This window comes from Thermus thalpophilus (assembly GCF_022760915.1).
GTDB classification, from domain to species: Bacteria; Deinococcota; Deinococci; order Deinococcales; family Thermaceae; genus Thermus; species Thermus thalpophilus.
In genome coordinates, this window is the sequence record NZ_JAKTNS010000011.1 from 19,272 (window position 1) to 44,021 (window position 24,750).

The 24,750-nt window shown below is 67.6% G+C and carries 29 protein-coding genes and 1 tRNA gene; 5 read left to right on the top strand and 25 right to left on the bottom strand.

Translation table 11 applies throughout. The annotated features are described in order from the left end of the window. Positions 1–87 precede the first annotated feature (87 nt). Positions 88–270: a 50S ribosomal protein L32 gene (gene rpmF / locus L0D17_RS05510; RefSeq protein ID WP_015716502.1), complete on the bottom strand. Its 183-nt coding sequence runs from the start codon at positions 268–270 to the stop codon at positions 88–90. A gap of 60 nt (positions 271–330) precedes the next feature. Continuing rightward, complete coding sequence (locus L0D17_RS05515) at positions 331–867, bottom strand: YceD family protein (RefSeq protein WP_243094343.1); 537 nt, start codon at positions 865–867, stop codon at positions 331–333. A 78-nt stretch (positions 868–945) separates the two neighbouring features. On the opposite strand from L0D17_RS05515, the gene rocF reads away from it, so the two are divergent. Further along, a complete protein-coding gene (gene rocF / locus L0D17_RS05520; RefSeq protein WP_243094345.1) occupies positions 946–1,821 on the top strand; it encodes an arginase in 876 nt (291 codons plus the stop codon). On the opposite strand, the gene L0D17_RS05525 is transcribed toward rocF, so the two are convergent. From L0D17_RS05525 to L0D17_RS05610, 18 genes are all read right to left on the bottom strand, one after another. Then, positions 1,818–2,189, bottom strand: coding sequence for a hypothetical protein (locus L0D17_RS05525; RefSeq protein ID WP_039455584.1), 372 nt, complete (start codon positions 2,187–2,189; stop codon positions 1,818–1,820). The two genes, rocF and L0D17_RS05525, sit on opposite strands and share 4 nt — an antisense overlap. 72 nt (positions 2,190–2,261) lie before the next feature. Continuing rightward, positions 2,262–3,542, bottom strand: coding sequence for an NADH-quinone oxidoreductase subunit N (locus L0D17_RS05530; protein WP_243094347.1), 1,281 nt, complete (start codon positions 3,540–3,542; stop codon positions 2,262–2,264). Further along, complete coding sequence (locus tag L0D17_RS05535; protein ID WP_243094349.1) at positions 3,539–4,948, bottom strand: complex I subunit 4 family protein; 1,410 nt, start codon at positions 4,946–4,948, stop codon at positions 3,539–3,541. Before L0D17_RS05535 ends, L0D17_RS05530 begins: the two co-directional genes overlap by 4 nt. Then, positions 4,942–6,762, bottom strand: coding sequence for an NADH-quinone oxidoreductase subunit L (gene nuoL / locus L0D17_RS05540; RefSeq protein ID WP_243094350.1), 1,821 nt, complete (start codon positions 6,760–6,762; stop codon positions 4,942–4,944). The genes L0D17_RS05535 and nuoL overlap by 7 nt, the downstream gene beginning before the upstream one ends. Positions 6,763–6,764: 2 nt before the next feature. Further along, the gene (nuoK, locus tag L0D17_RS05545; RefSeq protein WP_039455591.1) at positions 6,765–7,052 is read right to left on the bottom strand and encodes an NADH-quinone oxidoreductase subunit NuoK; all 288 of its coding nucleotides are present in this window, start codon (positions 7,050–7,052) and stop codon (positions 6,765–6,767) included. Continuing rightward, positions 7,049–7,582: an NADH-quinone oxidoreductase subunit J family protein gene (locus tag L0D17_RS05550; RefSeq protein WP_039455592.1), complete on the bottom strand. Its 534-nt coding sequence runs from the start codon at positions 7,580–7,582 to the stop codon at positions 7,049–7,051. Before L0D17_RS05550 ends, nuoK begins: the two co-directional genes overlap by 4 nt. Continuing rightward, on the bottom strand, positions 7,579–8,127 hold the full coding sequence (nuoI, locus tag L0D17_RS05555; RefSeq protein ID WP_039455593.1) for an NADH-quinone oxidoreductase subunit NuoI: 549 nt from the start codon (positions 8,125–8,127) through the stop codon (positions 7,579–7,581). Before nuoI ends, L0D17_RS05550 begins: the two co-directional genes overlap by 4 nt. After that, on the bottom strand, positions 8,124–9,188 hold the full coding sequence (gene nuoH / locus L0D17_RS05560; protein ID WP_243094405.1) for an NADH-quinone oxidoreductase subunit NuoH: 1,065 nt from the start codon (positions 9,186–9,188) through the stop codon (positions 8,124–8,126). Before nuoH ends, nuoI begins: the two co-directional genes overlap by 4 nt. Positions 9,189–9,214: 26 nt before the next feature. Beyond that, positions 9,215–11,566: an NADH-quinone oxidoreductase subunit NuoG gene (gene nuoG, locus L0D17_RS05565; protein WP_243094351.1), complete on the bottom strand. Its 2,352-nt coding sequence runs from the start codon at positions 11,564–11,566 to the stop codon at positions 9,215–9,217. A gap of 1 nt (position 11,567) precedes the next feature. Further along, complete coding sequence (nuoF, locus tag L0D17_RS05570; protein ID WP_243094353.1) at positions 11,568–12,884, bottom strand: NADH-quinone oxidoreductase subunit NuoF; 1,317 nt, start codon at positions 12,882–12,884, stop codon at positions 11,568–11,570. Further along, positions 12,881–13,426, bottom strand: a complete 546-nt coding sequence (gene nuoE / locus L0D17_RS05575; protein WP_243094355.1) for an NADH-quinone oxidoreductase subunit NuoE — start codon at positions 13,424–13,426, stop codon at positions 12,881–12,883. The genes nuoF and nuoE overlap by 4 nt, the downstream gene beginning before the upstream one ends. A gap of 9 nt (positions 13,427–13,435) precedes the next feature. After that, entirely contained in the window at positions 13,436–14,653 is a 1,218-nt protein-coding gene (gene nuoD, locus L0D17_RS05580) for an NADH dehydrogenase (quinone) subunit D (RefSeq protein ID WP_243094356.1), read from the bottom strand. Further along, on the bottom strand, positions 14,650–15,270 hold the full coding sequence (locus L0D17_RS05585; RefSeq protein WP_243094358.1) for an NADH-quinone oxidoreductase subunit C: 621 nt from the start codon (positions 15,268–15,270) through the stop codon (positions 14,650–14,652). Before L0D17_RS05585 ends, nuoD begins: the two co-directional genes overlap by 4 nt. A 3-nt stretch (positions 15,271–15,273) precedes the next feature. Beyond that, positions 15,274–15,819, bottom strand: a complete 546-nt coding sequence (locus tag L0D17_RS05590; RefSeq protein WP_341474676.1) for a NuoB/complex I 20 kDa subunit family protein — start codon at positions 15,817–15,819, stop codon at positions 15,274–15,276. Beyond that, positions 15,810–16,169 carry an NADH-quinone oxidoreductase subunit A gene (locus tag L0D17_RS05595; RefSeq protein ID WP_039455610.1) on the bottom strand — a complete coding sequence of 120 codons (360 nt, stop codon included), beginning with the start codon at positions 16,167–16,169 and terminating at the stop codon, positions 15,810–15,812. Before L0D17_RS05595 ends, L0D17_RS05590 begins: the two co-directional genes overlap by 10 nt. A gap of 166 nt (positions 16,170–16,335) precedes the next feature. Then, a complete protein-coding gene (gene rsmA / locus L0D17_RS05600; protein ID WP_243094360.1) occupies positions 16,336–17,154 on the bottom strand; it encodes a 16S rRNA (adenine(1518)-N(6)/adenine(1519)-N(6))-dimethyltransferase RsmA in 819 nt (272 codons plus the stop codon). Continuing rightward, positions 17,147–17,893, bottom strand: coding sequence for a metallophosphoesterase (locus L0D17_RS05605; protein WP_243094362.1), 747 nt, complete (start codon positions 17,891–17,893; stop codon positions 17,147–17,149). The genes rsmA and L0D17_RS05605 overlap by 8 nt, the downstream gene beginning before the upstream one ends. Beyond that, on the bottom strand, positions 17,890–18,522 hold the full coding sequence (locus L0D17_RS05610; RefSeq protein WP_039455620.1) for a Rad52/Rad22 family DNA repair protein: 633 nt from the start codon (positions 18,520–18,522) through the stop codon (positions 17,890–17,892). Before L0D17_RS05610 ends, L0D17_RS05605 begins: the two co-directional genes overlap by 4 nt. Before the next feature lie 62 nt (positions 18,523–18,584). Between L0D17_RS05610 and L0D17_RS05615 the strand changes: the two genes are divergently transcribed. Both L0D17_RS05615 and L0D17_RS05620 read left to right on the top strand, forming a co-directional pair. Then, positions 18,585–18,923, top strand: a complete 339-nt coding sequence (locus tag L0D17_RS05615) for a hypothetical protein (protein WP_243094363.1) — start codon at positions 18,585–18,587, stop codon at positions 18,921–18,923. 37 nt (positions 18,924–18,960) lie between these two features. After that, positions 18,961–19,036: transfer RNA gene (locus tag L0D17_RS05620), tRNA-Ala, on the top strand. Between the two features lie 59 nt (positions 19,037–19,095). Here L0D17_RS05620 and L0D17_RS05625 read toward each other — a convergent pair. Genes L0D17_RS05625 through L0D17_RS05635 form a run of 3 tightly spaced genes read right to left on the bottom strand, consistent with a single transcriptional unit; the run spans position 19,096 to position 22,412 of the window. Next, complete coding sequence (locus tag L0D17_RS05625; RefSeq protein ID WP_243094372.1) at positions 19,096–20,997, bottom strand: tetratricopeptide repeat protein; 1,902 nt, start codon at positions 20,995–20,997, stop codon at positions 19,096–19,098. Positions 20,998–21,006: 9 nt separating this feature from the next. Next, the gene (locus L0D17_RS05630) at positions 21,007–21,711 is read right to left on the bottom strand and encodes a WecB/TagA/CpsF family glycosyltransferase (RefSeq protein ID WP_039455716.1); all 705 of its coding nucleotides are present in this window, start codon (positions 21,709–21,711) and stop codon (positions 21,007–21,009) included. After that, positions 21,699–22,412 carry a 2-phosphosulfolactate phosphatase gene (locus L0D17_RS05635; RefSeq protein WP_243094374.1) on the bottom strand — a complete coding sequence of 238 codons (714 nt, stop codon included), beginning with the start codon at positions 22,410–22,412 and terminating at the stop codon, positions 21,699–21,701. The genes L0D17_RS05630 and L0D17_RS05635 overlap by 13 nt, the downstream gene beginning before the upstream one ends. 27 nt (positions 22,413–22,439) lie before the next feature. On the opposite strand from L0D17_RS05635, the gene L0D17_RS05640 reads away from it, so the two are divergent. Next, positions 22,440–23,381: a thiamine-phosphate kinase gene (locus L0D17_RS05640; protein WP_243094375.1), complete on the top strand. Its 942-nt coding sequence runs from the start codon at positions 22,440–22,442 to the stop codon at positions 23,379–23,381. Positions 23,382–23,434: 53 nt separating this feature from the next. Further along, a complete protein-coding gene (locus tag L0D17_RS05645) occupies positions 23,435–24,052 on the top strand; it encodes a nitroreductase family protein (protein WP_039455723.1) in 618 nt (205 codons plus the stop codon). Here L0D17_RS05645 and L0D17_RS05650 read toward each other — a convergent pair. Together L0D17_RS05650 and L0D17_RS05655 are read right to left on the bottom strand one after the other, a co-directional pair. After that, entirely contained in the window at positions 24,049–24,408 is a 360-nt protein-coding gene (locus tag L0D17_RS05650; protein WP_039455725.1) for a nucleotidyltransferase domain-containing protein, read from the bottom strand. The genes L0D17_RS05645 and L0D17_RS05650 overlap by 4 nt on opposite strands. Next, complete coding sequence (locus L0D17_RS05655; RefSeq protein WP_243094377.1) at positions 24,365–24,745, bottom strand: HEPN domain-containing protein; 381 nt, start codon at positions 24,743–24,745, stop codon at positions 24,365–24,367. The genes L0D17_RS05650 and L0D17_RS05655 overlap by 44 nt, the downstream gene beginning before the upstream one ends. Positions 24,746–24,750: the final 5 nt, after the last annotated feature.

Genomic DNA, 24,750 nt, shown 5'->3' on the forward strand with positions numbered 1-24,750 from the left:
ACCTCCCGTCATGGGCCTTACTATACCTGCGCCTCCCCAAAAAAGTTGAGGCCCCGGGGAGGCCGGGGCTATGGACGTGAACGGGATTTAAACCTCCAGGACCTTGCGCCCGTCGTAGTAGCCGCACTCCGGGCAGACGGTGTGCGGGGGCTTCATCGCCTTGCACTCGGGGCAGGGGACCAGGGTCGGGGGGGTCAGGGCGTGGTGGCTCCTGCGGGCGTCGCGCCGCGCCTTGGAGGTCTTCTTCTTGGGTACCGGGTGCTTGGCCATCTCCAATCCTCCGTGGGGGGCCTTGGCCCCCGCTAAACCCCTGGTAGTATAGCAGACCCGCTAGACTTCGGGAAGGAGGTCCTTAAGCCCAGTGAAGGGGTGGGAAAGCCCCACCTCGTGGCCGCAGTCCACCAGGTTGCGGTCGGCCCCGCACACCGGGCAAAGCCCCTTGCACCCCTCCTCGCAGAGGACGGTGTAGGGCATCTCCGTCACGAAGGCCTCGGTGAGGAAGGGGAGGAGGTCCAGGTCGGGAAGCCCAAAGGCGTAGTACTCGTCTTCCTCCTCCTCGTGGAAGACCACTTCCTTGAGGCCCTCCTGGTAGCGGAGCATGTGCTGGAAATGGGCGTGGACGTGAGTGGGGGTGGGTTTGAGGCAGCGGCGGCACTCCATGAGGACCACTCCCTCCACCTCCCCGGAAAGCCAGTACTCCGGCCCGCCCACGGCGGAAACCGCCACCTTCCAGGTGGCCTCGCCCTCCAAGGGGAAGCGCTCCTCGCCCACAAGGAAGGCCTCCCGCACCACGCCCGTGGCCCGGGCCGTGCCTCCTTCCTTCAAAAGGCGGGCTAGGTTGATGCTGGTCACCTCGCGCTGTTCCATCCTTACAAGTATAGCGCGCCTTGGGTGGATTTCCTAGGGCATAAACTTCCCGGGCAACGCATAGGGCTTTCTGCTACCATGCCCCCCATGGAGCGGGTAGCGGTGGTCGGGGTGCCCATGGACCTGGGAGCGGGGCGGCGCGGGGTGGACATGGGGCCCTCCGCCCTGCGCTACGCCCGGCTTCTGGAGGAGCTGGAGGCCTTGGGCTTTGGGGTGGAGGACCTGGGGAACGTCCGGGTGCCCTTGGCGGAGACCCTTAGGGGGCGGAAGGGGCCCTACCTGGAGGAGATCCGCCAAGCGGCCCTGGAGCTAAAGGAGCGGCTTCGCGCCTTGCCCGAGGGGGTCTTCCCCATCGTCTTGGGCGGGGACCACTCCCTTTCCATGGGCTCGGTGTCCGGAGTGGCCCGAAAGCGCATTGGGGTGATCTGGGTGGACGCCCACGCCGACTTCAACACCCCGGAAACAAGCCCCTCGGGGAACATCCACGGCATGCCCTTGGCGGTGCTGGCCGGGCTCGGCCACCCCCGGCTCACGGAGGCCTTCCGGGCGGTGGACCCCAAGGACGTGGTCCTCGTTGGGGTGCGGAGCCTGGACCCAGGGGAGAAGCGCCTCCTAAAGGAGATGGGGGTCAAGGTCTACACCATGCACGAGGTGGACCGCCTGGGCGTCGCCCGCATCGCCGAGGAGGCCCTGGCCTACCTGGAAGGTCTCCCCCTCCACGTCTCCCTGGACGCCGATGTCCTGGACCCCACCCTGGCCCCCGGAGTGGGCACCCCGGTGCCGGGAGGGCTTAGCTACCGGGAGGCCCACCTCCTCATGGAAATCCTGGCCCAGTCGGGGCGGGTGAGGAGCTTAGACCTGGTGGAGGTGAACCCCATCCTGGACGAGCGGAACCGCACCGCGGAGATGATGGTGGGCTTGGCCTTAAGCCTTTTGGGGAAGCGGATCCTTTAGGGGGTTTTGGCCCTTAGGGCTTCCCCCAGGCGGCTTCCCTGGAGGAAGGCCTGGCGCAGGCGGGCGTAGCCCGGGCGGCGTTTGCGGTAGAGGAGGGGCTCGAGGGCGCTCCTCGCCCACTCGCTCACCAAGACCGGGAAGTCCAAGCCCGTGTCCCAAAAGTAGGCTTCCGCCTCCCGCCACGCCCCTTCCATGCGTCGGAAAAAGGCGGAGAGGTCCTTGGGCGGCGGGGCCTCGGGCCAGAGGAAGCCGCTCGCCACCCCCAATAGCCACGCCCCCCGGGTGGCCTTGGGCAGGCTTTGGGCCTGGAGCCGCACCCAGGCCAAGGGGTCCTTCTCCAAAAGCTCGGGGGCCAAGGGGTCTTCCACTTTGCCCTCACTCTACCTAGGCCGGGAAAAGGGCACAAGGGGGGCCAAAGCCCCCCTTGTGGGGAAGCGGGCCTAGCCCGCCGCCAGGGCTGGGAGGAGGCTTCCCGGGAAGAGGCCCAGGAGGAGGAGGAAAAGGGCCACCAAGAAGGCCACGCTCCGGGCGAGGGGCCTGGGGGCGGCCATCGCCTCGCCCTTTTGGAACACCGCCAGGCCCAGGCCCAGGTAGTAGTAGGCGCTCACGGCGCTGGTGAGGAGGGCGAGGACCAGTAGCCCCCACTGCCCCGCCCGGGCCGCCTCGGTGAAGACCAGGTACTTGCCCCAGAACCCCGCCAAGGGGGGTAGACCCAGGAGGGAAAGGGCGGCCACGAAGAGGCCAAGGCCCAAAAGGGGGTCCTTGTGGAAGAGGCCCTTGAGGCTTTCTAGGGGTACCTGGTCCGGGGAGACCTCGGAGAGCACGGCGAAGGCCAGGCCCGTGGCCAGGACGTAGGTGAGGAGGTAGAAGCCGAGGGCCTGGGCGTTTCCGGTGTAAAGGGCGAGGGCCATGTACCCGGCGTGGGCGATGGAGGAGTAGGCGAGAAGCCGCTTGGCCTCCTTTTGGCTTAAAGCGGCCAGGTTCCCCAGGAGGACGGAGAGGGCGATGAGGAGGGGGAGGGCCTCGAGGGAAGCCGGGGCCACCACCCTCAGGAGGGCGGCGAAGGCCGCCGCCTTCACCCCCGTGGCCATGAAGAGCACCACCGGGGTGGGGCTACCCTGGTAGACGTCGGGGGTCCAGAAGTGGAAGGGCGCCAGGGCCACCTTAAAGCCCAGGCCCACCAACAAAAGCCCCACCGCCAGGGCGTAGAGGGGGCCTTCCCCCGGGGTGCCCGCCAGCAGGCTCCCCGTGGCCCCGTAGAAGAGGGCGGTGCCGTAGAGGAAGAAGGCGGCGGCCAAGGCCCCGAGGAGGAAGTATTTGAGGGCGGCCTCGAGGCCCGCCCCCCGCCGCCAGGTGGCCAGGGCGTAAAGGGGCAAGGAGAGGGCTTCCAAGGCCACCAGCATCAGCACCAGGTGTTTGGTGGAGGCGAGGAGGTGCATCCCCGTGGCGGCGTAGAGCACGAGGAGGTAGAACTCAAAGCGCCGCGTGCGCACCAGCCCCACCGTCCAAAGCGCCCCCAGGAGGGCGAGGAGGGTGAAAACCCGGGAAACGCCGTCCACCTGGTAAGGCCCAAAGGCCTCCGGCCTTCCCCAGGTGGCGAAAAGGGCGAGGAGCCCCAGGGAAAGCCCCAGGATGGTGAGCCGCTTGAAGGCGGGCACGGAAACGAAGAAGCCGAGGAGGGTGAGGACCACGGAAACCGCCGCAAGGACCAAGAGCGTCATGCGCCACCTCCGAGGATGCGGGCGAAGGCCTCCGCCAAGGGTTCTAGGCCGTGGAGGAAGAAGCCGGGGAAGACCCCCAAGGCCACCAGGGCCAGCACCGCCAAGGCGGCGAAGGGCCACTCCTCGCCCCTAAGGTCGGCCACCTTCCTCCCCTCCTCTTCCCAGAAGGTCTTCTGGAAGGCGGTGAGGGCGTAGGCGGCGGAGGCGATTACCGAGAGGAAGGCGAAGCCGGCGAGCCATGGGCTCGCCTTGTAGGCCCCAAGGAGGGTCAAAAGCTCCCCTGGGAACCCGGCAAGCCCCGGGAGCCCCACCATGGCGAGGAAGAGGAAAAGGGCCAAGGCGGCAAGCCCCGGGGCGCTATGGGAGAGGCCCCGGTAGCGCCCGATCTCCAGGGTGTTTAGCCGCTCGTAGAGCTTCCCCGCCAGGAGGAAAAGCCCCCCGGTGTAGACGCCGCTTGCCGCAAGAAGATAGAGCCCCCCCAAGGCGCCCTCTGGGGTGCCGGAGAAGACGCCCAAGGCCGCCACCCCCATGTGGGAAACCCCGGCGTAGGCCAGGAGGGTTTTGAAGTCGGGGGCGGAGAAGGCCACCCAGGCCCCGTAGACCGCGGAAAGGGCCGCCAGGAAGAGGAGAAGCCCCTGGAGCTCGGCAAAGCCTTCGGGGGCCAGGGGGATGGCGTAGCGGAAGAAGGCGAAGACCCCCACCTTGTACAGGGTGCCCATGGCGTCCGCCAGGCCTGCGGGGTGGTTTTCCCGGTGGAAGAGGGGAAGCCAGGCGTGCACAGGGAAGAGGGGCGTTTTGATGGCGAAGGCCAGGGCGAAGCCGAGGAAGACCCAGAAGGCGGCCTCGCCCCGCACCGGGTGGGCCAGGAGGTCCTTGAGGAGGAAGGTGGGGCTTCCCCCCAAGGCCTTCACCGCCAGGATGGCGGCCAGCATGGGCAAGGAGCCCGCCAGGGTGAAGAGGAGGAAGGTGTAGATGGCCCTAAGCCGCCCCTCCCCCCCGTAGAAGAGGAGCATGAGGAGGGCGGGAATCAAGGCCGCCTCAAAGAAGAGGTAGAAGACGAGGAGGTCCAGGGCGGCAAAGAGCCCCAAAAGGAGCCCCTCCATGAGGAGGGCGAGGCCCAGGAAGCGGCCTTCCACCCGGGCCACCAGGGCCCCGAGGAGCACCGTGAGGGCCACCGTGAGGAAGAAAAGGGCGGAAAGCCCGTCCAGGGCGAAGGCCCAGTAGACCCCGGCCTGGGGCACCAGGGGCAGCTGGACGGCGAAGGTTTCGCCCCCCCGGTGGGCCAAAAAGAGCCCCAGGTTGAGGAGGAAGGAGGCCAAAGCCCCAAGGACGCCCAGCGCCCGGGGGGCCCCCAAGAGGAGGAGCGCCCCGAAGAGGATGGGTAGAAGAATGGCCAAGACTACCACCGCATCACCCCCAAGAGGACCAGCACGCCCAAGACGAAGAGGAGGGCGTACACCCTAAGGTAGCCCGCCTGGAGCCGGGCCACGCTCTGCCCCAGACCCCGCACCGCGCCCCCCAGGCCGAAGTAACCCCTAAGGAGGCCCAAGTCCCCCTGGAGGAGGGCCTCGGCCAGGGCTTTCAAGGGGTTCACCAAGAGGGCGTTGTACACCTGGTCCACGTAGAAGCTCTCCCGGCTCGCCCGCTCAAAGGCCAGGTACCAGGCGGGGAAGGCCTGCCGTTGGAAGAAGGTGTAGCCGAGCCAAAGCCCCAGGAGGGCCACAAGGGCGGAGAGGGCGATGAGCCCCCACTCCGCTCCCAAGGAGAGGTGGTGGGCCTCCACCTCCGCCAAGGCCGGCTTCAAGAAGGGCTCCAGCAGGTTGGGCAAGGGGTGGGGCAGGGCCAGATAGCCGGCAAGCACCGAGCCTAGGGCCAGGAGGTGGTTGGGCCAGAGCATCACGGGCGGGGCCTCGTGGGGGTGGTGGTGGCCCCGCTCCTCGCCCAGGAAGACCAGGACGAACCAGCGCATGGCGTACATGGCGGTGAGGACCGCCACCAATAGCGCCCCCACGTAGAAGCCCGCCCCGCCGAAGGGGTAGGTAAGGGTGGCGGTGAGGATGGCGTCCTTGGACCAGAAGCCGGAGAGAAGGGGAAGCCCACCTAGGGCCAAGGCCCCGATGAGGCCGTGCCAGCGGGTTTGGGGCAGGTGCTTCCAAAGCCCTCCCATCTTGCGCACGTCCTGCTCCCCGCCCAGGGCGTGGATCACGCTACCCGAGGCCAGGAAGAGGAGGGCCTTGAAGAAGGCGTGGGTGAAGACGTGGAAGAGCGCCACCCAGTAAGCCCCCACCCCGGCCGCCAGGAACATGTAGCCCAACTGGCTAATGGTGGAGTAGGCCACGATTTTCTTGATGTCCGTCTGCCCAAAGGCGGAAAGGGCCCCGTAGAAGGCGGTGAGGAGGCCGACCACGGCGATGGTGTAGGAAACCTCGGGCAGGGCGCCATAGAGGAAGGAGCTCCGGGCGATGAGGTAGACCCCGGCGGTCACCATGGTGGCGGCGTGGATGAGGGCGGAAACCGGGGTGGGGCCGGCCATGGCGTCGGGAAGCCAGACCATGAGGGGCACCTGGGCGCTTTTGCCCACCGCGCCGAGGAAGAGGAAAAGCCCCGCCAGGGCCAGGAGGGAGGGGTTCTTGAGGGGGCCTTCCAGGGCCTCCTTGAGCTCGGAAATGGAAAGCGTACCGTAAAGGGCCCAGAGGATGGCCATGCCCAGGAGGAAGCCGAGGTCGCCGATGCGGTTCACGATGAAGGCCTTGCGGGCGGAGTCGGCGTACTGGGCGTTCTGGTACCAGAAGCCGATGAGGAGGAAGCTCGCCAGGCCCACCCCTTCCCAGCCGATGAACATCACCGGGTAGCTATCCGCCAGGACCAGGGTGAGCATCATGGCGATGAAGAGGTTGAAGTAGGCGAAGAAGCGGCTATACCCAGGGTCGCCCGCCATGTAGCCAATGGCGTAGACGTGGATGAGGAAGCCCACCCCGGTGACGATGAGGAGCATGAAGCCGGAGAGGTGGTCCAGGAGGAGGCTAAAGGGGATGCCGGGAAGCCACTCCGCCTCAAAGCGGGCCCCGCCTCCCAGGAGGAGGTCCACGCCGAGGAGGAAGGAGGCGAGGACCAGGGCGGAGGCGATGACCCCGGGAAGGGGCTCCCGCATCCTTTTGCCGAAAAGCCCCAGGAGGGCGAAGCCCAGAAGGGGCAGGAGGATGGTGGTGAGGAGCGCCATGCTTACCCCCTAAGCTCGGACAGGTCGTCCACCGCGGTGCTTTCCCGGTGGCGGAAGATGGCCACGATGAGCCCTAGGCCAACCGCCACCTCCGCGGCGGCGATGGCGATGACCATGAGGGCGGCCACCTGGCCCTCGAGGCCGTGGGCCCGGGCGAAGCCGATGAGGGAGAGGTTGGCGGCGTTCAGCATGAGCTCAATGGAGAGGAAGACCAGGATGGCGGTCCGGCGGGTCAAGACCCCGTAGACCCCCAGGGCGAAAAGCAGCGCCGAGGCGAAGAGGTAACTCATCGCAGCACCTCCTCCTTGCGCTCCTCGGGGCGCAGGGCATCCAGGGGGCGGCTCGGCTGCACCAAGGCCACCGCCACCACCGTGGCCGCCATGAGCAGGAAGCCCACGGCGAGGAGGACGAGGAGCCAGTCCCCGTAGAGGAGGGGCCCCAGGGCCTGGGGGAGCCCGCCTTGGAGGTCTTGGGAGAAGGCGAGCTTCAGGCCCAAGAGCCCGGAGAGGAGGACCCCCGCCACCCCGAGGGAGAGGAGGGCCGCCAGGGGCTTGGAGCGCACCAAGGGGTCAAAGCCCACCTCCCCCTGGGCGGCGAAGAGGAGCATGATGACGAAGAGGAAGAGGACCACGATGGCCCCGGCGTAGACGATGATCTGGATGAACCCGAGGAAGCGGGCGTCTAGGGCCACGTACACCCCGGCCAGGACCAAAAAGTTGGCGATGAGGGCCAAGGCGGCGTGGATGGCGTTCCTTAGCGTCACCACCAGGAGCCCGGTGGCGAGGAGCAAAAGAAGGGCCAAAGCTTCCCAAGGGCTCACTTTTTCCCTCCCTCCGTGGGGGCCTTGAAGCCCTCCAGCTCGGGCCGCACGTAGGGCACCACGTAGCCGGGCTTCACCGCCTTCCCGGTCATCTTGGCCTCGCGCCGTTGGGGTTTGGTCCCCACCACGTCCACCAGCATGTCCTCCTTGCCGTAGATGAGGTCGGAGTACTGGTAGTCCGCCATCTCAAAGTCGTAGCCCAGGACGATGGCCCCCGTGGGGCAGGCCTCCTCGCAGAGCCCGCAGAAGATGCAGCGGAGCATGTTGATCTCGTAGACCTTGGCGTAGCGCTCCCCGGCGGAAACGGGGTTTTCCGGGTCGTTCTCCGCGGGCTCCACGTAGATGGCGTAGGCGGGGCAGGCGGCGGCGCAGAGGGAGCAGCCGATGCACTTCTCCAGGCCGTTGGGGTGCCGGGTGAGGACGTGCCGCCCGTGGAAGCGGGGCTTGAGGGCCACGGGGGCGTCGGGGTAGGGGACGGTCACCGGCTTGGAGAAGAGGTACTTGAGGGTGATGCCGAGGCTTTGCGCTAGGGCTTTTAAGGTCATGCGCCACCTCCTTTGCGGACGGGCTTGGGGCTATAGAACGTCGCCCCGAGGAGGGCGAGGAAGCTCAGGCCGGAGAGGTAGACGAGGTACACCCGGGGCAGGCCCAGGGCCACCACCAAGGCGGTGACCAGGAACCAGACCAGGGCCACGGGGAACAGGAACCCCCAGCCGAAGCGCAAAAGCTGGTCGTAGCGGAGGCGGAACCAGGTGGCCCGGATCCAGATGAAGAGGAAGAGGAAGAAGGCGATCTTGAGGAACATCCAGAGGTAGGGGACGTTGAAAAAGGGCATGGTCCAGCCCCCCAGGAAGAGGGTGGGGATGAGGGCGCTGGCGGTGATGAAGTGGATGTACTCCGTCATCTGGAAAAGGGCCCACTTGATGGAGCTGTACTCCGTGTGGTAGCCCCCCACCAGCTCCTGCTCCGCCTCGGGAAGGTCAAAGGGGGTGCGGGCCGCCTCGGCCAAGGCGGCGATGGCGTAGACCAAGAAGGCGGGGAAGGCGTAGAGGAAAAGCCAGCCGTTTTCCTTCTGCCAGTTCACGATGTCGTTGAGGTTGAGGCTGCCCACCAAGAGGACCGGGGCGAGAAGGGCGATGCCGAGGCCGAGCTCGTAGGAGATGAGGCTTGCGGAGGAGCGCAAGGAACCCAGGAGGCTATACTTGCTCCCCGAGGCCCACCCCGCCAGGAAGATGCCGTAGATGGCCATCTCGCTCACGGCGAAGAGGTAGAGGATCCCCAGGTCCAGGTTCACCACCCAAGGCTGGAAGCCGAAGAAGCTCCCCGGGGGGCCGAAGGGGATGGCCCCGAAGGCCAGGAGGGCGAAGACCACCCCGAGGAGGGGGGCGAGGACGAAGAGGACCTTGTCCGCCCGCTCCACCACCAGGTCTTCTTTGAAGATGCTCTTGATGGCGTCGGCGATGGGCTGGAAGAGGCCGGAGGGCCCCACGCGGTTCGGGCCCATGCGGATCTGGAAGCGGGCGAGGAGCCTGCGCTCAATCAAGGTCATGAAGGCGAAGGCGGTGAGGAGGCCCACCACCACCAAAAGCGCCTTCAGGGCCACCATCCAGTAGGGGTCCAGGGGGTAAGGGTTCACGCTTCACCTCCTGCCGGGACCAGGATCTGGGCCGGGAAGCGCCTGCCGGCGAAGGGGCCCAGGGCGGAGAGGTAGTAAAGGCCCTTGGGGACGTCTTGGCGGTGGACCACCCGGGCTTCTTCCCGTCCCAAGGGGGTTTCCACCTCCACCGAGGCGCCTTCGGGCAGGGCCTCGAGGCGGGCCGTTTCCGGGTGGACCCAAAGCTCCGCTGAGGCCGCCTCCGTGGCCTTGCCCTCCCTTTGCCAGGCCTTCCACATGGTGGGTCGGAGGTAGAGGTTCCCCGTTTCCTCCTTGGGCCTGAGCGCCTTGGTGCGGAAGGCGTAAAGCCCCATGGCCTCGGGCACCTTCTTGGCCTTAAGGGCCCGCTCAGCCTCCAGGTGGAGCCTAAAGGGCGGCCGCACCCCCAAAGCCTCCGCCAGGAGGGCCAGGACCTGCAAGGCCCCTTCCGCCTCCCCGTTTTCTATGGGGGCGGGGGAGAGGGGGAGGACGCGGCCTTCCAGGTTCAGGATGTGGCCCCGCTTCTCGTAGAAGGTGGGGGAGGGCAGGACCACGTGGGCGTGGCGCTCCGCCAGGGGGTGGAGGTGGGAGAGGTGCATCACCACGAAGCGCTTCCCTTTAAGGGCCGCCTCGGGGGGGACGAAGCCGTAGTAGGCGTAAGGGGCCCCCGGCTCGTCCCAGGCGGCCCCCTTCTCCTTGGGCCATACCCCCATGGCCTCGAGGCCCCGGGCATTGGGGGCGGGGGTCATGGCCAGGACCTTAGCCCCCTTGCGCTCGGCGAGGAGCCTGGCCCGTTCCGCCGCCACCGTGTCCTGAAGCACTCCAGCCCCCAGGATGAGCACGGGCCGCTCCGCTCGCTCAAAGGCCTCCTTGGCCTTCCGCACCACCTCGCTCCCCTCCTTCTCCCCCAGGAGGGCGAGGAGGATCTCCCGCTCCTCCCCGGGGGCGTGGACCTCGTGGAGGGCGGCCCAGCGCATGAGGGGGGCGCGGTAGGGGGCGAAGAGGGCCATCTTGTCCGTGCGGCGGGGCATCCTCTCCTTGATCTGCAGGTCGGCGAAGGGGGTGCCGTGGGCAAAGCGGTAGGGGGGCTTGAGGTCCCGCACGAACTCGGAGAGGCGCAGGTGGAGGATGGGGGCCTCCTCCGTGGGGTCGCCCAGGACCAGGGCGAAGTCGGCCTCGAGGAGGTTTTCCAGGGTGGCCGGGGGGTAGAGGCTTGCCGGGGCGGCGGTGCGGCCCTGGAAGTCCAGGTGGGGGGTTTTGAGGCTCTCCGCCAGGGCGGCGGCCAGGAGTCCCTCCTCCAAGGTGGCGTCCCCCGCCAGGTAAAGCCCCACCTCCTCCCCCTTAGCCCCCTTCAGGCCCTCCTTTAGGGCGAGGAAGGCCTCCTCCCAGGTGGCCTCCCTGAGCCGCCCGCCTTCCCGCACCATGGGGGTCTTGAGGCGGTGGGTGTCCGCCCACTCGTGGCCGAAGCGGCCGGCGTCGCAGAGCCAGATCTCGTTGACCTCGGGGACCTCCCGGGCCCGGACCCGTAGGAGCTCGCCGCTTCGGGTGTCCGCGGTGATCCCGCACCCCACGGGGCAGAGGGCGCAGGTGGTGGGGGTTTCCTCCATCTCCCAGTTGCGGGCGCGGAAGCGGGCGGTGAGGTCCAAAAGGGCCCCCACGGGGCAGATGTCCGTGATGTTGCCGGAAAAGCCCGAGGGTAGGCCGAAGTCCAGGGTGCCGATGAAGGTGTGTACCCCCCGCTCAATGAAGTCCAGGACCTCGTCCCCCGGGATCTCCTCAAAGTAGCGCACGCACCGCTTGCAGTGGATGCACCGCTCCCGGTCCAGGATGACGAAGGGGGAGAGGGGGTGGTGCTTGTCCTCGTGGCGGCGGGTGAACTCAAAGCGGGTGTAGACGGGAAGCTCCAGGGGGTTTTTCTGGTAGTACTTCTCGTAAAGCCCGTACTCCACCGTGCGGTCCTGGAGCTCGCAGGCCCCGCCCTTGTCGCAGGTGGGGCAGTCCAGGGGGTGGTTGAGGAGGGTGAACTCCACCATCCCCGCCTGCGCCTCCCGCACCACCTCGGAAAGGGTGTCCACCACCATGCCCTCGGCCACGGCGGTGACGCAGCTCGCCGCCAGCTTGGGTTGCCACTGGATCTCCGGCTCGCCCTTTTCGTTCAAGAGGGGCTTCCCGTCGGGGCCCCGCTTGGGCAGGCCGATGCGCACCAAGCACATGCGGCAGGCCCCGATGGGGGAGAGGTGCTTTTCCGAGCAGAAGAGGGGGACGTCGTACCCGGCGTGGAAGACGGCGTCCATGACGCTCGTCCCCGGGGGCACTTCCACCACGCGGTCGTTGACCTTGACCCTGACCATGTCACCTCCAGAGGCTCGGCCTGGGCACGGGGCGCTTCTCCCGCGCCAGGGCCAGGTACTGGTCCTTAAAGTGCTTCAAGGAGCCCTTTACCGGCCAGACGGCGGCGTCCGCCAAGGGGCAGAAGCTTCGGCCTTCAATGAGGGGGAGGAGGGCTTCCAGCGTTTCCACGTCCTTTTCCTCCCCTTCCCCCGAGCCGATTTTGGCGAAGAGGTTCACCATGAACCCTGCCACCCCCTCGCGGCAGGGGGTGCACTTGCCGCAGGACTCGTGGGCGTAGAAGCGGGTCACGTTCCACATGGCGTCCACCATGCTCACCCGCTCGGGGATGAGGATCACCCCCCCGGTGCCCAGCATGGAGCCCTTGGCCTGCAGGTGCTCGTAGCTCATGGGGGTGTCCAGGACCTCGTCCGTGAAGGGCAAGGGCGGGGTGGAAGACCCGCCGGGGATGAGGGCCTGGATGGGCTCCAAAGGCCCGCCCGCCCACTCGTAGATGAGCTCCCGCAAGGTGGTGCCCATGGGAAGCTCATAGACCCCAGGCCGCCGCACGGGGCCGGAGATCTGGTAGAGCTTCATCCCCTTGGACTGCTCCGTGCCCATCTGGGCGAACCAGTCCGCCCCCCGTTCCAGGATGGGCACCACGGAGGCCAGGGTCTCCACGTTGTTGATGGTGGTGGGCTTGCCCCAAAGCCCCGCCTGGGCCGGGAAGGGGGGCTTGAGGCGGGGGTTGGCCCTAAGGCCCTCCAGGGAGTTCATGAGGGCGGTCTCCTCCCCGCAGATGTAGGCCCCCGCCCCCCGGTGGACGTGGACGTCAAAGGAAAAGTCCGTGCCGAAGAGGTTTTTCCCCAGGTAGCCCCGGGCCCTGGCCTCCCGGATGGCGGCCTCGAGGCGGTCCGCCGCCCGGCGGTACTCCCCCCGCACGTAGATGTAGCCCACCGTGGCCCGAATGGCGTAGCCGGCCAGGATCATCCCCTCGAGGAGGAGGTGCGGGACGTCCTCGAGGATGTAGCGGTCCTTGAAGCTCCCCGGCTCGGACTCGTCGGCGTTGCAGATGAGGTAGTGCTGCTTGCCGTCGTCCTTGGGCATGAAGCTCCACTTGAGCCCCGTGGGGAAGCCCGCCCCGCCCCGGCCCCTAAGCCCCGAGCGCTTCACCTCCTCTATGACCTCGTCCGGGGTCTTTTCCTTGAGGACCCGCTTGGCCGTCTCGTACCCCCCGTGCTTCAGGTAGTAGTCCAAAGTCCAGCTCCCCTCCTTGCCCACGTGGGCGTAGAGGGTCCTCTCAAAGCGAGGGTCCTTTCCGGAAACGATGGGCCCGGTCATACCTCCACCTCGTGCACGTGGTGGCCGCACTTGCCGGGAAGCGCGATCTCCTCAAGCCGCTTCCCCGCCCTTAAGCCCTCCAAAAGGGCCTGGAGCCTGGCCCGGGTCACGCACTCCACGTAGGGCTCGTCGTTCACCTGGATCACGGGAGCGGTGTGGCAGCTTCCCAGGCACTCCACCTTCTGCACGCTGAAAAGCCCGTCCGGGGTCACCTCCCCGGGGCCGATGCCCAGCGCCTCGGTGAGGTGGTCCCAAAGCTCGTCTGCCCCGGCGAGCTTACAGCTTAGCGTGGCGCAGACCTGGAGGTGGTACTTGCCGGTGGGCACAAACTGGTAGTAGGAGTAGAAGCTCGCCACCCCCATGACCTCCGTGGGGGTGGTGCCCACCAGACGGGCGATCTCCTCTATCCGCTCGGGCCGGATCCAGCCCTCCTCCTGCTGCACCCGCCTCAGGAGGGGCATGATGGCGGCCCGCCGCCCCTCGGGCGGGTACTTGGCGAAGGTTTCCCTTAAGAAGTCCTCTTTGTCGTCAAAGAACCCCATGGTGCCTCCTTAGCGGTCCACGTCCCCCATGACCGGGTCCAGGCTGGCGATGATGGCCACCATGTCCGGCACCTGTTCGCCCTTGGCGGCGTAGGGCAGGCTTTGCAGGTTGACGAAGCTCGGCGCCCGCACCTTCACCCGGTAGGGCATGCTCCCCCCGTCGGAGACGATGTAGTAGCCGAGCTCCCCCCGGGCCGACTCCGTGGGCACATAGACCTCGCCCTTGGGGGGGTGGAAGCCCTCGGTGTAGTGTTTGAAGTGGTAGATGACCGCCTCCATGGAGGTCTCCAGGAGGGGTCTTGGGGGCGGGGTGATCTGGGGGTTGGGGTCGCGAACGGGGCCCGGCTCCAGCCGCTCCAGGGCCTGCTTGATGATCTTCACCGACTCCCGCATCTCCCGGATGCGGATGATCATCCGGTCAAACACGTCCCCGTGCTCTCCCAAGGGCACGTCAAACTGGTAGGTCTCGTACCCCGAGTAGGGGTAGGCCTTGCGCACGTCGTAGTTCACCCCGCTCGCCCGCAAGGAGCCCCCAGTGAGGCCGAGGTCAATGGCCACCTCGGGCGGGATCACCCCCACGCCCCGAGCCCTCTCGTAGAAGATGGGGCTTTCGGCGAAGAGGGCCTCGTACTCGTCAATGCGGTGGGGCATCACCTCTAGGAACTTCTTAAGCTCAGGAACAAACTCCTCCGGGAGGTCCTCCTTCACCCCGCCGATGCGGATGTAGTTGTGGTGGAAGCGCTGGCCCGTGACCCACTCAAAGAGGTCCAGGATGGTCTCGCGCTCGCGGAAGGCGTAGAAGAAGGGGGTGAGGGCCCCGAGGTCCAAAAGCCCCGTGCCCAGGAAGACCAGGTGGCTCGCCAGGCGGGAGAGCTCGTTCAGGATGATGCGGATGGTCTGGGCCCTGGGCGGCACCACCGCCCCCACCAGCTTCTCCACCGCCAGGGCGTAGGCTAGGTCGTGGGCGAAGGAGTGGAGGTAGTCCATCCGGGGCGTATACGTGATGACCTGCGTATACGTCCGGTTCTCCATGTTCTTCTCAAAGCCGGTGTGGAGGTAGCCGATGTGGGGGACGAGGTCCAAGACCTCTTCGCCCGATAGGGTGACCACCACCCGCAATACCCCGTGGGTGGAGGGGTGCTGCGGGCCCACGTTCAGGGTCATGACCTCGGTGCGGAGCTCTTTGGGCTCCTCCAGGGTCTCCACCGGGTCCAGGTAGTCCTTCATTTGACCTCCTTGGCCTTGGTCAGGTCGGCCCAGAGGGACCGGTAGCCCTTGCGGCTACCTCCCTTGTAGAGGGTGAGGCCGGGGTTCTTGCCGGTGATGGCCGCCCGGAACTCGCTCGGCACGATGAAGCGCCCCTCGCGGAAGAGGGTGGGGGTTTCCCCCAAGGGGAAGTCCTTGCGCAAAGGGTGGCCCTCGAGGTCCTCCGGGGTGAGGATCTTGCGGAGGTCGGGGTGGCCTTCAAAGACGATGCCGAAGAGGTCGTAGACCTCTCTTTCCAGGAAATTGGCGCTCCCCCAGAGGTCGGTGACCGTGGGGAGCCTGGGGTCCTCTTCGGGCACGTAGACCCGCACGAAGAAGCGGCTTCCGTCCCCGTCCTTCCAGCCCGGGAGGGAGACGAGCTCGTAGACCACGGCGAAGCGCTCGGGGCGGGGGTCGGGGTACTCCAGGTAGTCCAGGCCCACGATGTCCGCCAGGTAGTTGAAGCCCAGCTCCTTGTAATGGACCATCTCCCCCTTGAAGGCCTCCCGGGGCAGGACCACCCAGAGGTTGCCGAGGCCGTTCTCCTCCACGGCATACCCCTTGGACCGGGCTTCTTCCAGGACACGCTCAAGCCGCACGCTTCACCCCCTTGCCCGCTGCCAAGCGGCCACGGGCGGAAGCTTCCGCCCCTTCTCGTCGTAGGCCTGGCCGCGGACCTTCTTCTGGAGTTGCATCACGGCGTAGATGAGGGCCTCGGGGCGCGGGGGGCAGCCCGGCACGTAGACGTCCACGGGCACCACGGAGTCCACGTTCTGGACGATGGCGTAGTTGTTGAACATCCCCCCGGAGCTGGCGCAGGCCCCCATGGAGATCACCCACTTGGGGTCGGGCATCTGCTCCCAGACCCGGCGCATCACCGGGGCCATCTTCTTGGATAGCCGCCCGGCCACGATCATCACGTCCGCCTGGCGGGGGCTTGCCCGGAAGACCTCGCTGCCGAAGCGGGCGAGGTCGTTGCGGGCGTCGGTGGAGGCCATCATCTCAATGGCGCAGCAGGCGAGGCCGAAGGTGGCGGGCCAAAGGGAGTTGGACCGCCCCCAGGCCACCAGCTTTTCCAAGGTGGTGAAGAGAATGCCCTCCCTTTCCAGCTCCTGCACGTCTTTCTCAAACAAATCCTTCAATGCCACCGCATCACCCCCTTCCACCACTCGTAGAGGAAGCCCACGAAGAGGAGGAGGGTGAAGGCCAAAACCCCCAGGAAGCCATAGAGCCCAAGCCCTCCGGCGCTCACGGCGTAGGGCCAGAGGAAGGCCACCTCCACGTCAAAGAGGATGAAGAGCATGGCCACCACGTAGAAGTGGACGGGAAAGCGCTTCACCTCCCCGGCGGGGTCGTTCCCCGACTCGTAGGGCATGAGCTTGGCCCTGCCCGGCTTCTTAGGGCCCAAAAGAGCCCCCACCCCAAGGGCCGCCACCCCGATGAAGAGGGCCACCCCTAGATAGATGAGGACGTTCACGTACTCCGCGATCGGCGCCAAGGTCCCCTCCTTTCGTGCATCTCTTCACGAGGCGGGGACCCAAAACCCCAAGCGCCCCCGCCTCATTTCCCGCCCATCTTATCACCCTGAGGCCGGGACAAGGGGGATAGGCTACACCAAGAGTAGATTAAACGGTGTAATGTCCATCCTCACGCGCGGGGAAAAGCTACACCGAAGTGTATAGCAACGCCTGGAGCAGGCGGAACCGCTCCAAGTCCAGGGTTTCGCCCCGCACCTCCGGGGGGAGGCATAGGGCCTCGAGGGCCTTTTCCACCCTTTCCTTGGGGTACCCCGCCGCCACCAAGGCGTTTTTCAGGGTCTTCCGCCGCTTAGCGAAGGCGGCCTCCACCAGGCGGAAAAGCGCCGGGTCGTCGGCCACCCCCAAAGGGGTGAGGCGCACCAGGCTGCTATGGACCTTGGGCGGGGGGAAGAAGGCTCCCGGGGGCAGGTCAAAGAGCCTTTCCGCCCGGGCGTGGTGGGCCACCCGTAGGGACAAGACCCCGTAGGCAGGGCTTCCCGGCTCCGCCGTCATCCGCTCCGCCACCTCCTTCTGCACCAGGAAGACCAGGCGGGCGAAGCGGCCCGTCTGGAGGAGGCGGGTGACCAGGGGGGTGGCGATGTTGTAGGGGAGATTGGCCACCAGGAGGCTTCCTTCCGGCGCCCTCTCCCAGGGAAAGTCAAGGGCGTCTTGGAAGAGGAGCCTGACGGGGAGTCCTTGTAGGGTTTCCTCCAAGACGGGCTTAAGCCGGATGTCCTTCTCTATGGCCGTGACCTCGGCCCCCGCCTCCGCCAGGGCCCGGGTGAGGACGCCAAGCCCCGGCCCCACTTCAAAGACGGGCCCTGTGAAGGGCTTGGCCGCCTCCACGATGCGCCTTAGGTGGGCCTCGGAAACCAGGAAGTTCTGGCCGAAGCGCTTGTCAGCGAAAAGGCCGTGCTTGGCCAGAAGCTCCCGCACCGCTTTGGGGGAGGTGAGGGGGTTAGGCATAGGAGAGGCGCTTGATCCTGACGGCCAAGGGGTCTTCCTCGGGGAAGAGCTCCAGGTACTCCCCCAGGTCCAAGGCGTCAATGAGGGCGAAGCGTTCTTTCAGGAGGATGCCCTCCCGCAGGGGCACGTGGCCGTAGACGCCATAGCGATAGCCCATGCGCTCCACGTAGTCGGGGGTGCGGAACCACCAGGTCTTGGGCTCGCTTTGGGCGTAGAAAAGGTCATCGTACTCCTGGAGCCAGGGCACCGGGCCCACGTGGGCGAAGTGCACCCCGCTTAGCACCCACTCTTTGGGAAAGCGTTCCATCCAGGTTTTGAGGGTCTCCGGTAGGGGCAGGCCGCCTTTTTCGGGGTGGAACTCCAGGTGTTTTAGGTGCCGGTTCCCCAGGATGGGCTCCCCCTTGAGAACCGCCTCGTCGTGGTTGCCCAGGAGGATGACCAGGTTGCCCCCCGCCGCTTCTTGGAAGGCCTTGAGCCGGAAGAGCTCCCGGATCTCCGCCTTGGCCGCTAGGCGTAGGTGGAAGGGGTCTTCCGGGTCAAAGGGGGCGAGGCCGGTGAGCCGCTCGTAATCTCTGGGCGTTTTGGGGTGGACCAGGTCGCCCAAGAGGACCACCTTGGCGGCCCCAAAGCGGAGGTCAGGGGTGGGCTTTAGGGAAGCGTCCGCCAGGCCTTCCGCCTTTAGGATGCGCCACAAGGCGGGGAAGTTGGCGTGGAGGTCCCCGATGGCGACGACCCTCATCCCTTGAGCAAGGCCCGGAGTTCCCCGTAGAGGCGCTTGGTCTCCTCAGGGGTCTTGCCGTACCCCCCGTATTTGGTGACGATCCTGGCCGCCTCTTTGCCCAGGCCCTTTTCCCTGAGGCGCTCCAGGAGCTGGTCAATGAGGCGGTGGGCTTCGGGCTTCTCCTCTTCGGGCTCCGCCTCCGGTTCCGGGAGCTTGGGCGGGGTGAAGCGGCCCTTTTCCGGGTCGTAGTCCACCCACTGCTTTTCCAGGCGGTAGAGGTAGCGCCCTACCCCGAACTTCACCGCCGCCCGCTTGAGGGCGTCGGAAAAGGCGGCCTTGAGGGAGTCGCCCTCTCCCACGTCCTCCTTGGTGACCCCGAGGACCGTGAGGCGGCACTTCACTTCGCAAAGCCGCTCCCTACGCTCGCCCCGCTCGTCCTTTAGGTTCCTTTCCTGGTCCGCCAGGACCTCGTAGCTATCGTGCCACCCCTCGGGCCCCACCACCCGGTCCAGGCGGTCCAAGACGGTGCGGGCGTCCACGTAGGGGACCACCAGGGCCCGCTTCCGGTCCTTGGAGAGGGCTTCTATGCGCCACTGCACCTCGGCGGGGGGAAAGGGCTCGGCCAGTTTCCGCCAAACTTCGTCCACTTTCTAAGTCTACTTTAGCGGGCTCTCATGGACCAGGGGAGGGAGGGGGGTATCCTTAGGGCATGCGGAAGTGGCTTGTCCTTTCCTTCCTGTTGGTTCCGGCGGTGGCCCTCGAGGTCCGGATCACCGCCAACCTCACCTTGGACCTCTTTCCCCAAGCGGTGGTGGTGGAGCGGGTGGCGGAGCCCCAGGGGGTCGTGGTGGTCTACAACTTTTCCCGGGCGGAGGCGGTTTTCCGCTACCACGACGAGGACCTGCGCCGCCGGGGCTGGGTGCGCACCAAGTACGAGGTGAAGAAGGGCGAGTGGAAGGCGGAGTACCGCAAGGGCAAGGCCAAGGCTACCCTTTCCGTGAAGGACAAGAAGGGGCGGGTGGAGGTGCGCCTCAAGGAAGGGGACTAGACAAGCCTTCTTGCCCCCGCTACCATATAGGGCGCGTGGGGCCGTGGCGCAGCTGGGAGCGCGCCTGAATCGCACTCAGGAGGTCACGGGTTCGAGTCCCGTCGGCTCCACCAAGTCTGGGACGTGAAAACCGCCCCCCGGGGAAACCCGGGGGGCTAGCGCTTGTGTGCCTTCACGGCGCGTTTTCTGACAGCTTAAGGAGCCAGTTCACGAAGGCGTTCACCACGTCGTTCTCCGCAAGGAGTTCGGGGTTTTCCAAGACCGCCTCAAAGAAAGCCCGCACCCCCTCGAGGCTCGGCTCCTTCAGCACCTCCTGCACGCTCTTCCCCGCATAGGGCCCCTTGGGAAGGGGAGCGGTGAGGCGGCTTGAGGTGGCGAGGGGGGCGGCTTCTTTAAGCGCCTGGAGCGTCCTTTCCAAAAGGAGCCTTTCCCCCTCCTCCCCCAGGGCCTCCTTGGGGGTGAGGAGGGCTTGGCCCGAAAGGTCCCGCGCTTCCAGGCCCAGGGCGTAGAGCCGGCGGGCAAGGCTCGGGGGCCCCGCCTCCAGGGGCAGGAGGAGGGTGGCCTCCCCGTAGCGGACCTCTAGGGTGTACCGCCCAGGGGCCGGGAGGGTAACGGCGGGGGCATTTTCCACCAAGGCGGTGGTGAGGGGGGGGAAGCCCAGGGGCTTCTTTTCCTCCTGGAGGAGGGCACCTTCCCGGTAGAGGCGGGTTTCCAGGGCGTCCCGCTTCAGGTAGGGGGTTCCCGTGAGGCGCACCTCGGGGAAGACCGCCTCCCCGGCGCGGAAGGGGCGGGCGTCCACGTCCCCGGGGATGAGGGAAAGCCTTAGGACCTCCAGCCGCGCCCCCCCCTCCCCAAGCTGGGCCAGGGCCCGCCGGGCGGCGGGGCCTAGGGGGTGCTTGGGGTGTTGGGCGAGGAAGGCTTCGTAGAGGGGCTTGGCCTCGAGCCCCGCCCGCTCCGCCAGGTAGGCGCGGAAGTAGAGGGCAAGGGGTTCTTTGCGGGCCTCGAGGTCCTTAAGGGCCTCGGGGAAGTCCTCCCCTTCGTCCAGCCTAAGGGCCCTGTCGTAGGCGGCCTTGGCCCCCAAATAGTCCCCGTAAATGGCCTGGAAAAGCCCCAGGTTGTAGAGGGCGGTGGCGTTGGGACTAAGCTGTAGGGCCCTTTCCGAGGCCCAAATGGCCCGGGGCAGGTCCCCCGCCAGGTAGTAGGCCCAGCCCAGGTTGGTCCAGTAGAGCCAGTAATCGGGCCGGAGCTTGAGGGCTTGGAGGAGGGCCTCCTTGGCCTCCTCGCCCTTCCCCTCGGCGAAGGCGGCGAAGCTCACCTCCTCCCAGGCCAAGGGAAGCTCGGGGAAGGCTTGGGCGAGGCTTCTTGCCGTTTCCTTCCAGCGCTCATCCTCCAGGGCCCGGAAGAGGAGGTGGGCCGCGGTCCTTTCCAGGACGTCCCCTTGGGTCAAAGCCTCCGCCCGCTTGAGGGCTTCCTCCCGCTTCCCCTCCGCCAGGAGGCGGAAGGCCTCGTAGGCGGGGGGGAGGGTACCTTGCCAGAGGAGGAGGAGCCGTCTGGGCAGCAGGCCCTCCAAAAGGCCGCTTCCCCGCCCCTCCTTGAGGTCCAGGGCGGACTGGTGCAGGGGGTCGGGGTCTTGGCCCTGGGCCAGGGCCTGCAGGCGCTCTTCGGAGAGGGTGGAGGTGGGGAAGGGGCTAAAGCGGGGGGCGAGGCCTTGGCCCTGGAGCCAGAGCCAGGCCAGCTGGGGGGTGCGGAAAAGCCCTTCTTGGGCCCCCTTAGGGGTGGCGAGGATGAGCCTTAAGCCCCCTTCCTCCTCCCGCCCCAGGAGCACCCAGTCGGCCCCCGTGGCGGCGAGGGCGAGCCGGGCCCCGGCCCGGGTGTGAAGCCCTCCGGCGAGCTCATAGCTTCCCCGCCAGGGGAGGTCGGGGAGGAGGAGGGCGAGGAGGGTGGGGGGAGGTGCGTTCAGCCCTTGGGCGAAGGCTTGGGCCAGGGTGTAGCCCCTGGGGCCCTCAAAGGGGAGGACGAGGCCTTGGGCCAGGGCGAGCCCCAGGAGGAGGAGGGAGGCCAGAATCCGCCGCATGGGTTTAGTCTAGCGCCCTTCCTTGAGGACCATGTAAGCGAAGCGGAGAAGCCTTGGGGCGCGCCGCCAGCGCTTGGGGTCGGTTCCCACGCGCAGGAGCCACTCCAGGCCCAGGCGTTGCGCCCAAAGGGGAGGGCGCTTCGCCTCCCCCGCCAGGACGTCCAGGGTGCCCCCCACCCCCATGGCCACCTTGGCCCTGAGGTGCGCCTTGTTCCGGTGGATGAAGGTCTCCTGCCTTTCCCCCATGCCCACCAAGAGGAGGTCGGGGGCCGCCCGTTGGATGGCTTCCACGATGGGGGCCTCCTCCCGGAAGTAGCCGTGGTGAAGGCCCACCACCTTTGCCCCGAGCCTTTCCGCCTCCCGCGCCGCCCGCTCCGCCACCCCGGGCTTTCCCCCCAGGAGGTAGACCCTGAGGCCCGGGAAGCGGCGGAAGAGGGCCAGGGTGAGGTCCACCCCCGTGACCCGCTCGGGGAGGCGCACCCCGTGAAGCCGCCTGACCGCCCAAAGGATGCCCACCCCGTCTGGGGTGATGAGCTCGGCCTCGAGGACGGCTTCCCTCAGGGCCTGGTCCTCCTGCGCCCGCACGGCGATTTCCGGGTTTAGGGTCACCACCTGGTGGGTTCTTTCCTCCTCCAGGAAGCCCCCGATGCGCCTTAAGGCCTCCCCCATGTCCACGGGGTCCAGGGGAAGGCCCAAAAGGGTTAGCCGTTCCATGCCGCGTACCTCTGCGCGTAGCGGTCCTGGGTGAGGCCGTGGGCCTCCTTGGAGAAGAGGCGGACCTCGGTGAGGCGGGGCACCACCGGGTCTACCCCGATGAGGCTCGCCCAGGCCAGCTCCTCCGTGCGCCCCTCCTTGTGGAGGGCCTGCCCCTCCTGGCTTTGGAAGAGGGCCTCCTGGGGGTCGGGGAAGGCCTTGAGGAGGAGGGTGGCGAGGCTTTGCGCCTCGGGGGAAAGGCGCTTTTGCAAAAAGCCCAGGGCCACCACCGCGGAGAGGAGGGGCTCGGGGGCCCCGGAGGGGCGCAAGGTGGGGTTTTTGAGGGTACCGGCCAGCTCCAGGATGGCCTTGGCGTTTCGGAAGCCCGCCAGGTACACCTCCTCCTCTCCCGGCAGGAGGCTCCCGTTGAGGGAGGGGGCCACCAGGACGGCCTCCTTCCCCTTCACCTCCGTCCTTTCTAGGTCCAAGAGGGAAAGCCGCCCGTGGAACCCCTCGGGGGGAAAGCCCTCCACCTCGCCCAAAAGGAGGGCGTTTTTCCCCAGGCTTTCCCCCAGGAGGCGGGCCACCTTGGGCCCCGGGGCCACCCAAACCCCCTTGGCCCCCAGGGCCAAGAGGCGGGTGAGGACGCTCCCCGCAGGCAGGACCTCCACCAGGATCAAAGGGCCAGGGGTCGGCCTCAGGCACAGGTCAACCCGGCACACCCCGCCATGATACCCTAGCCTGGGTTTATGCGGCTTAAAGACCTGGGCGAAAGGGCCCTTCTCCGGAAGCTCGCTCCCTTGGGCTACCCCTTGGACGCCCCCCTTCCCCCGGGGGACGACGCCGGGGGGGTGTGGCTCGGGGAGGAGGCCCTTTTCCTCAAGGTGGACGGCTTCCGCTACCGGGACGTGGCGCTCCGGGGCATGGGGCCCTTTGAGGTGGGCTTCCGGGGGGTGGCGGCCACCGCCTCCGACCTCCTCTGCAAGATGGGGCGGCCCTTGGGCTTCGCCCTGGGGCTTTTCCTGCCCCCTGAGGCGGAGGAGGAGCTCGCCCTGGGCCTGGTGCGGGGGGCGGCGGAGGCGGCGGGCCGGCTTGGGGCCTTCCTTCTGGGCGGGGACACCAACGCCGGGGAGGAGGCGGCCTTGGTGGTGGCGGGCTTCGCCGAGGCGAAGCGCCCCCTTCCCCGCCAGGCCCTGCCGGGGGACCTCTTGTATTTGGCCGGGGACCGGTGGGGGCGGCTTGGGGCGGCCATCTTCGCCCACTACCAGGGGGTGGGCCTCGAGGCCTTCCCCGCCATCCGGGAGGCGGCCCACTACCCCTTGCCCCGGCTGGGCCTCTTGGCCCTGGAGGGGCTTCTGCGGGGAAGCCTGGACTCCTCCGATGGCCTGGCGGAAACCCTATGGCAGCTTGCAGAGCTCGGGGTGCGGGTGGAACTGGAGGCCTTGCCCCTTTACCCCGACGTGGTGGCCTTGGCGGGGAGCGAGGAAAGGGCCTTGGCCTTCGTGCTCTATGGGGGGGAGGAGTTTGAGGCGGTCTTGGTGGTTCCCCCCGAGCGAGGGGAGGCGGTGGAGGCGCGGGCGAGGGAGGCGGGGCTTCCCCTCTTCCGGGCCGGGCGCGTGGTGGAGGGAGAGGGGGTTTACCTCCAGGGGGTCCCCGTGCCGCGGAAGGGGTACGACCACTTCCGCCCTTGATGGCGCTTTGCTTCACAAAGGGCCCGGGAGGCTTCCGGTACTATTCCCGGCGTATGGAGGCTACACTCCCCGTTCTGGACGTCAAGACCGCGGCCCTAAGGCGCCGCTCCATCCGCCGCTACCGGCCGGACCCCGTGCCTGAGGGGGTGTTGCGGGAGGTCCTAGAGGCGGCCCTTAGGGCCCCTTCCGCCTGGAACCTGCAGCCCTGGCGTTTGGTGGTGGTGCGGGACGCCGCCCTCAAGAAGGCCCTTAGGGAGGCGGCCTTCGGCCAGGCCCAGGTGGAGGAGGCCCCCGTGGTCCTGGTGGTCTACGCCGACCTCGAGGACGCCCTAGCCCGCCTGGACGAGGTGATCCACCCCGGGGTTCAGGGAGAGCGGCGGGAAGCCCAGAAGCGGGCCATTCAAAGCGCCTTTGCCGGGATGGGGGAGGGGGAGCGGGCGGCTTGGGCCGCGGGGCAGAGCTACATCTTCTTGGGCTACCTGCTCCTCCTCCTGGAGGCCCACGGGCTTGGGAGCGTGCCCATGCTGGGCTTTGACCCGGAAAGGGTTAAGGCCCTTTTGGGCCTTCCCGCCCACGTGGCCGTCCCCGCCCTTCTTCCCTTGGGCTACCCGGCGGAGGAGGGCTACCCCTCCCACCGCTTGCCCCTGGAGCGGGTTGCCCTTTGGCGCTAGGGCGGGGGAAGGAGCCAACGGGTTTCCCGCCGTAGGGCTTGGGCGAAGCGGGGGCTTCCCTGGGGGAGGGCTTGCCACTCCGCCAGGGTATAGACCAGGGCCTCCGCGGGCACGGGGAGCTCCTCCAGGGGCAGGGCGGCGGCGCGGCGGTAGGGGGGAAGGGGGCTTTCCTCCACCACCAGGACCAGGTCCAGGTCGCTCCCCACGCCGTAGTCCCCCCGGGCGTAGGAGCCGAAATACCCGAGGGCCAGGAGGCCCGGGATGGGGTGGCGGGCGAGCCAGGCCTTGAGGGCCTCCTCCACCGCCTCTCGCCTAGGCCATCTGACCACGGACGAACGCAAGGATCGCGTGGGCATGGTTCAAAGCCTCCTCGCTTTGCAGGGGCCCGTAGTGCTCCGCGGAGGGGCCTTCGGGGAAGGCGTCGGGGTAGCGGGTGGGAATATAGAGACCATCCAGGTATCGGGCTCTTTCCACCAACTCCTCAGGTACCGGCAAGGGCAGCTCCCGGAGGAGCCGGGCCACCACGTGCCCCCAGGCTTCCTGGCCCAGGTGAAGGTGCAGGGCCTTGACCGCCTTCTCCGCCGCCTGTTGGGCGGCGAAACAGGCCCACTCGTGCCTTCCCGCCTGCCGGGCGATCTCGGCCATCTCCAGGTCCTTCTCGGCCTGGAGAAGCCAGTCCTTGGCCCGGTTCATGCCCC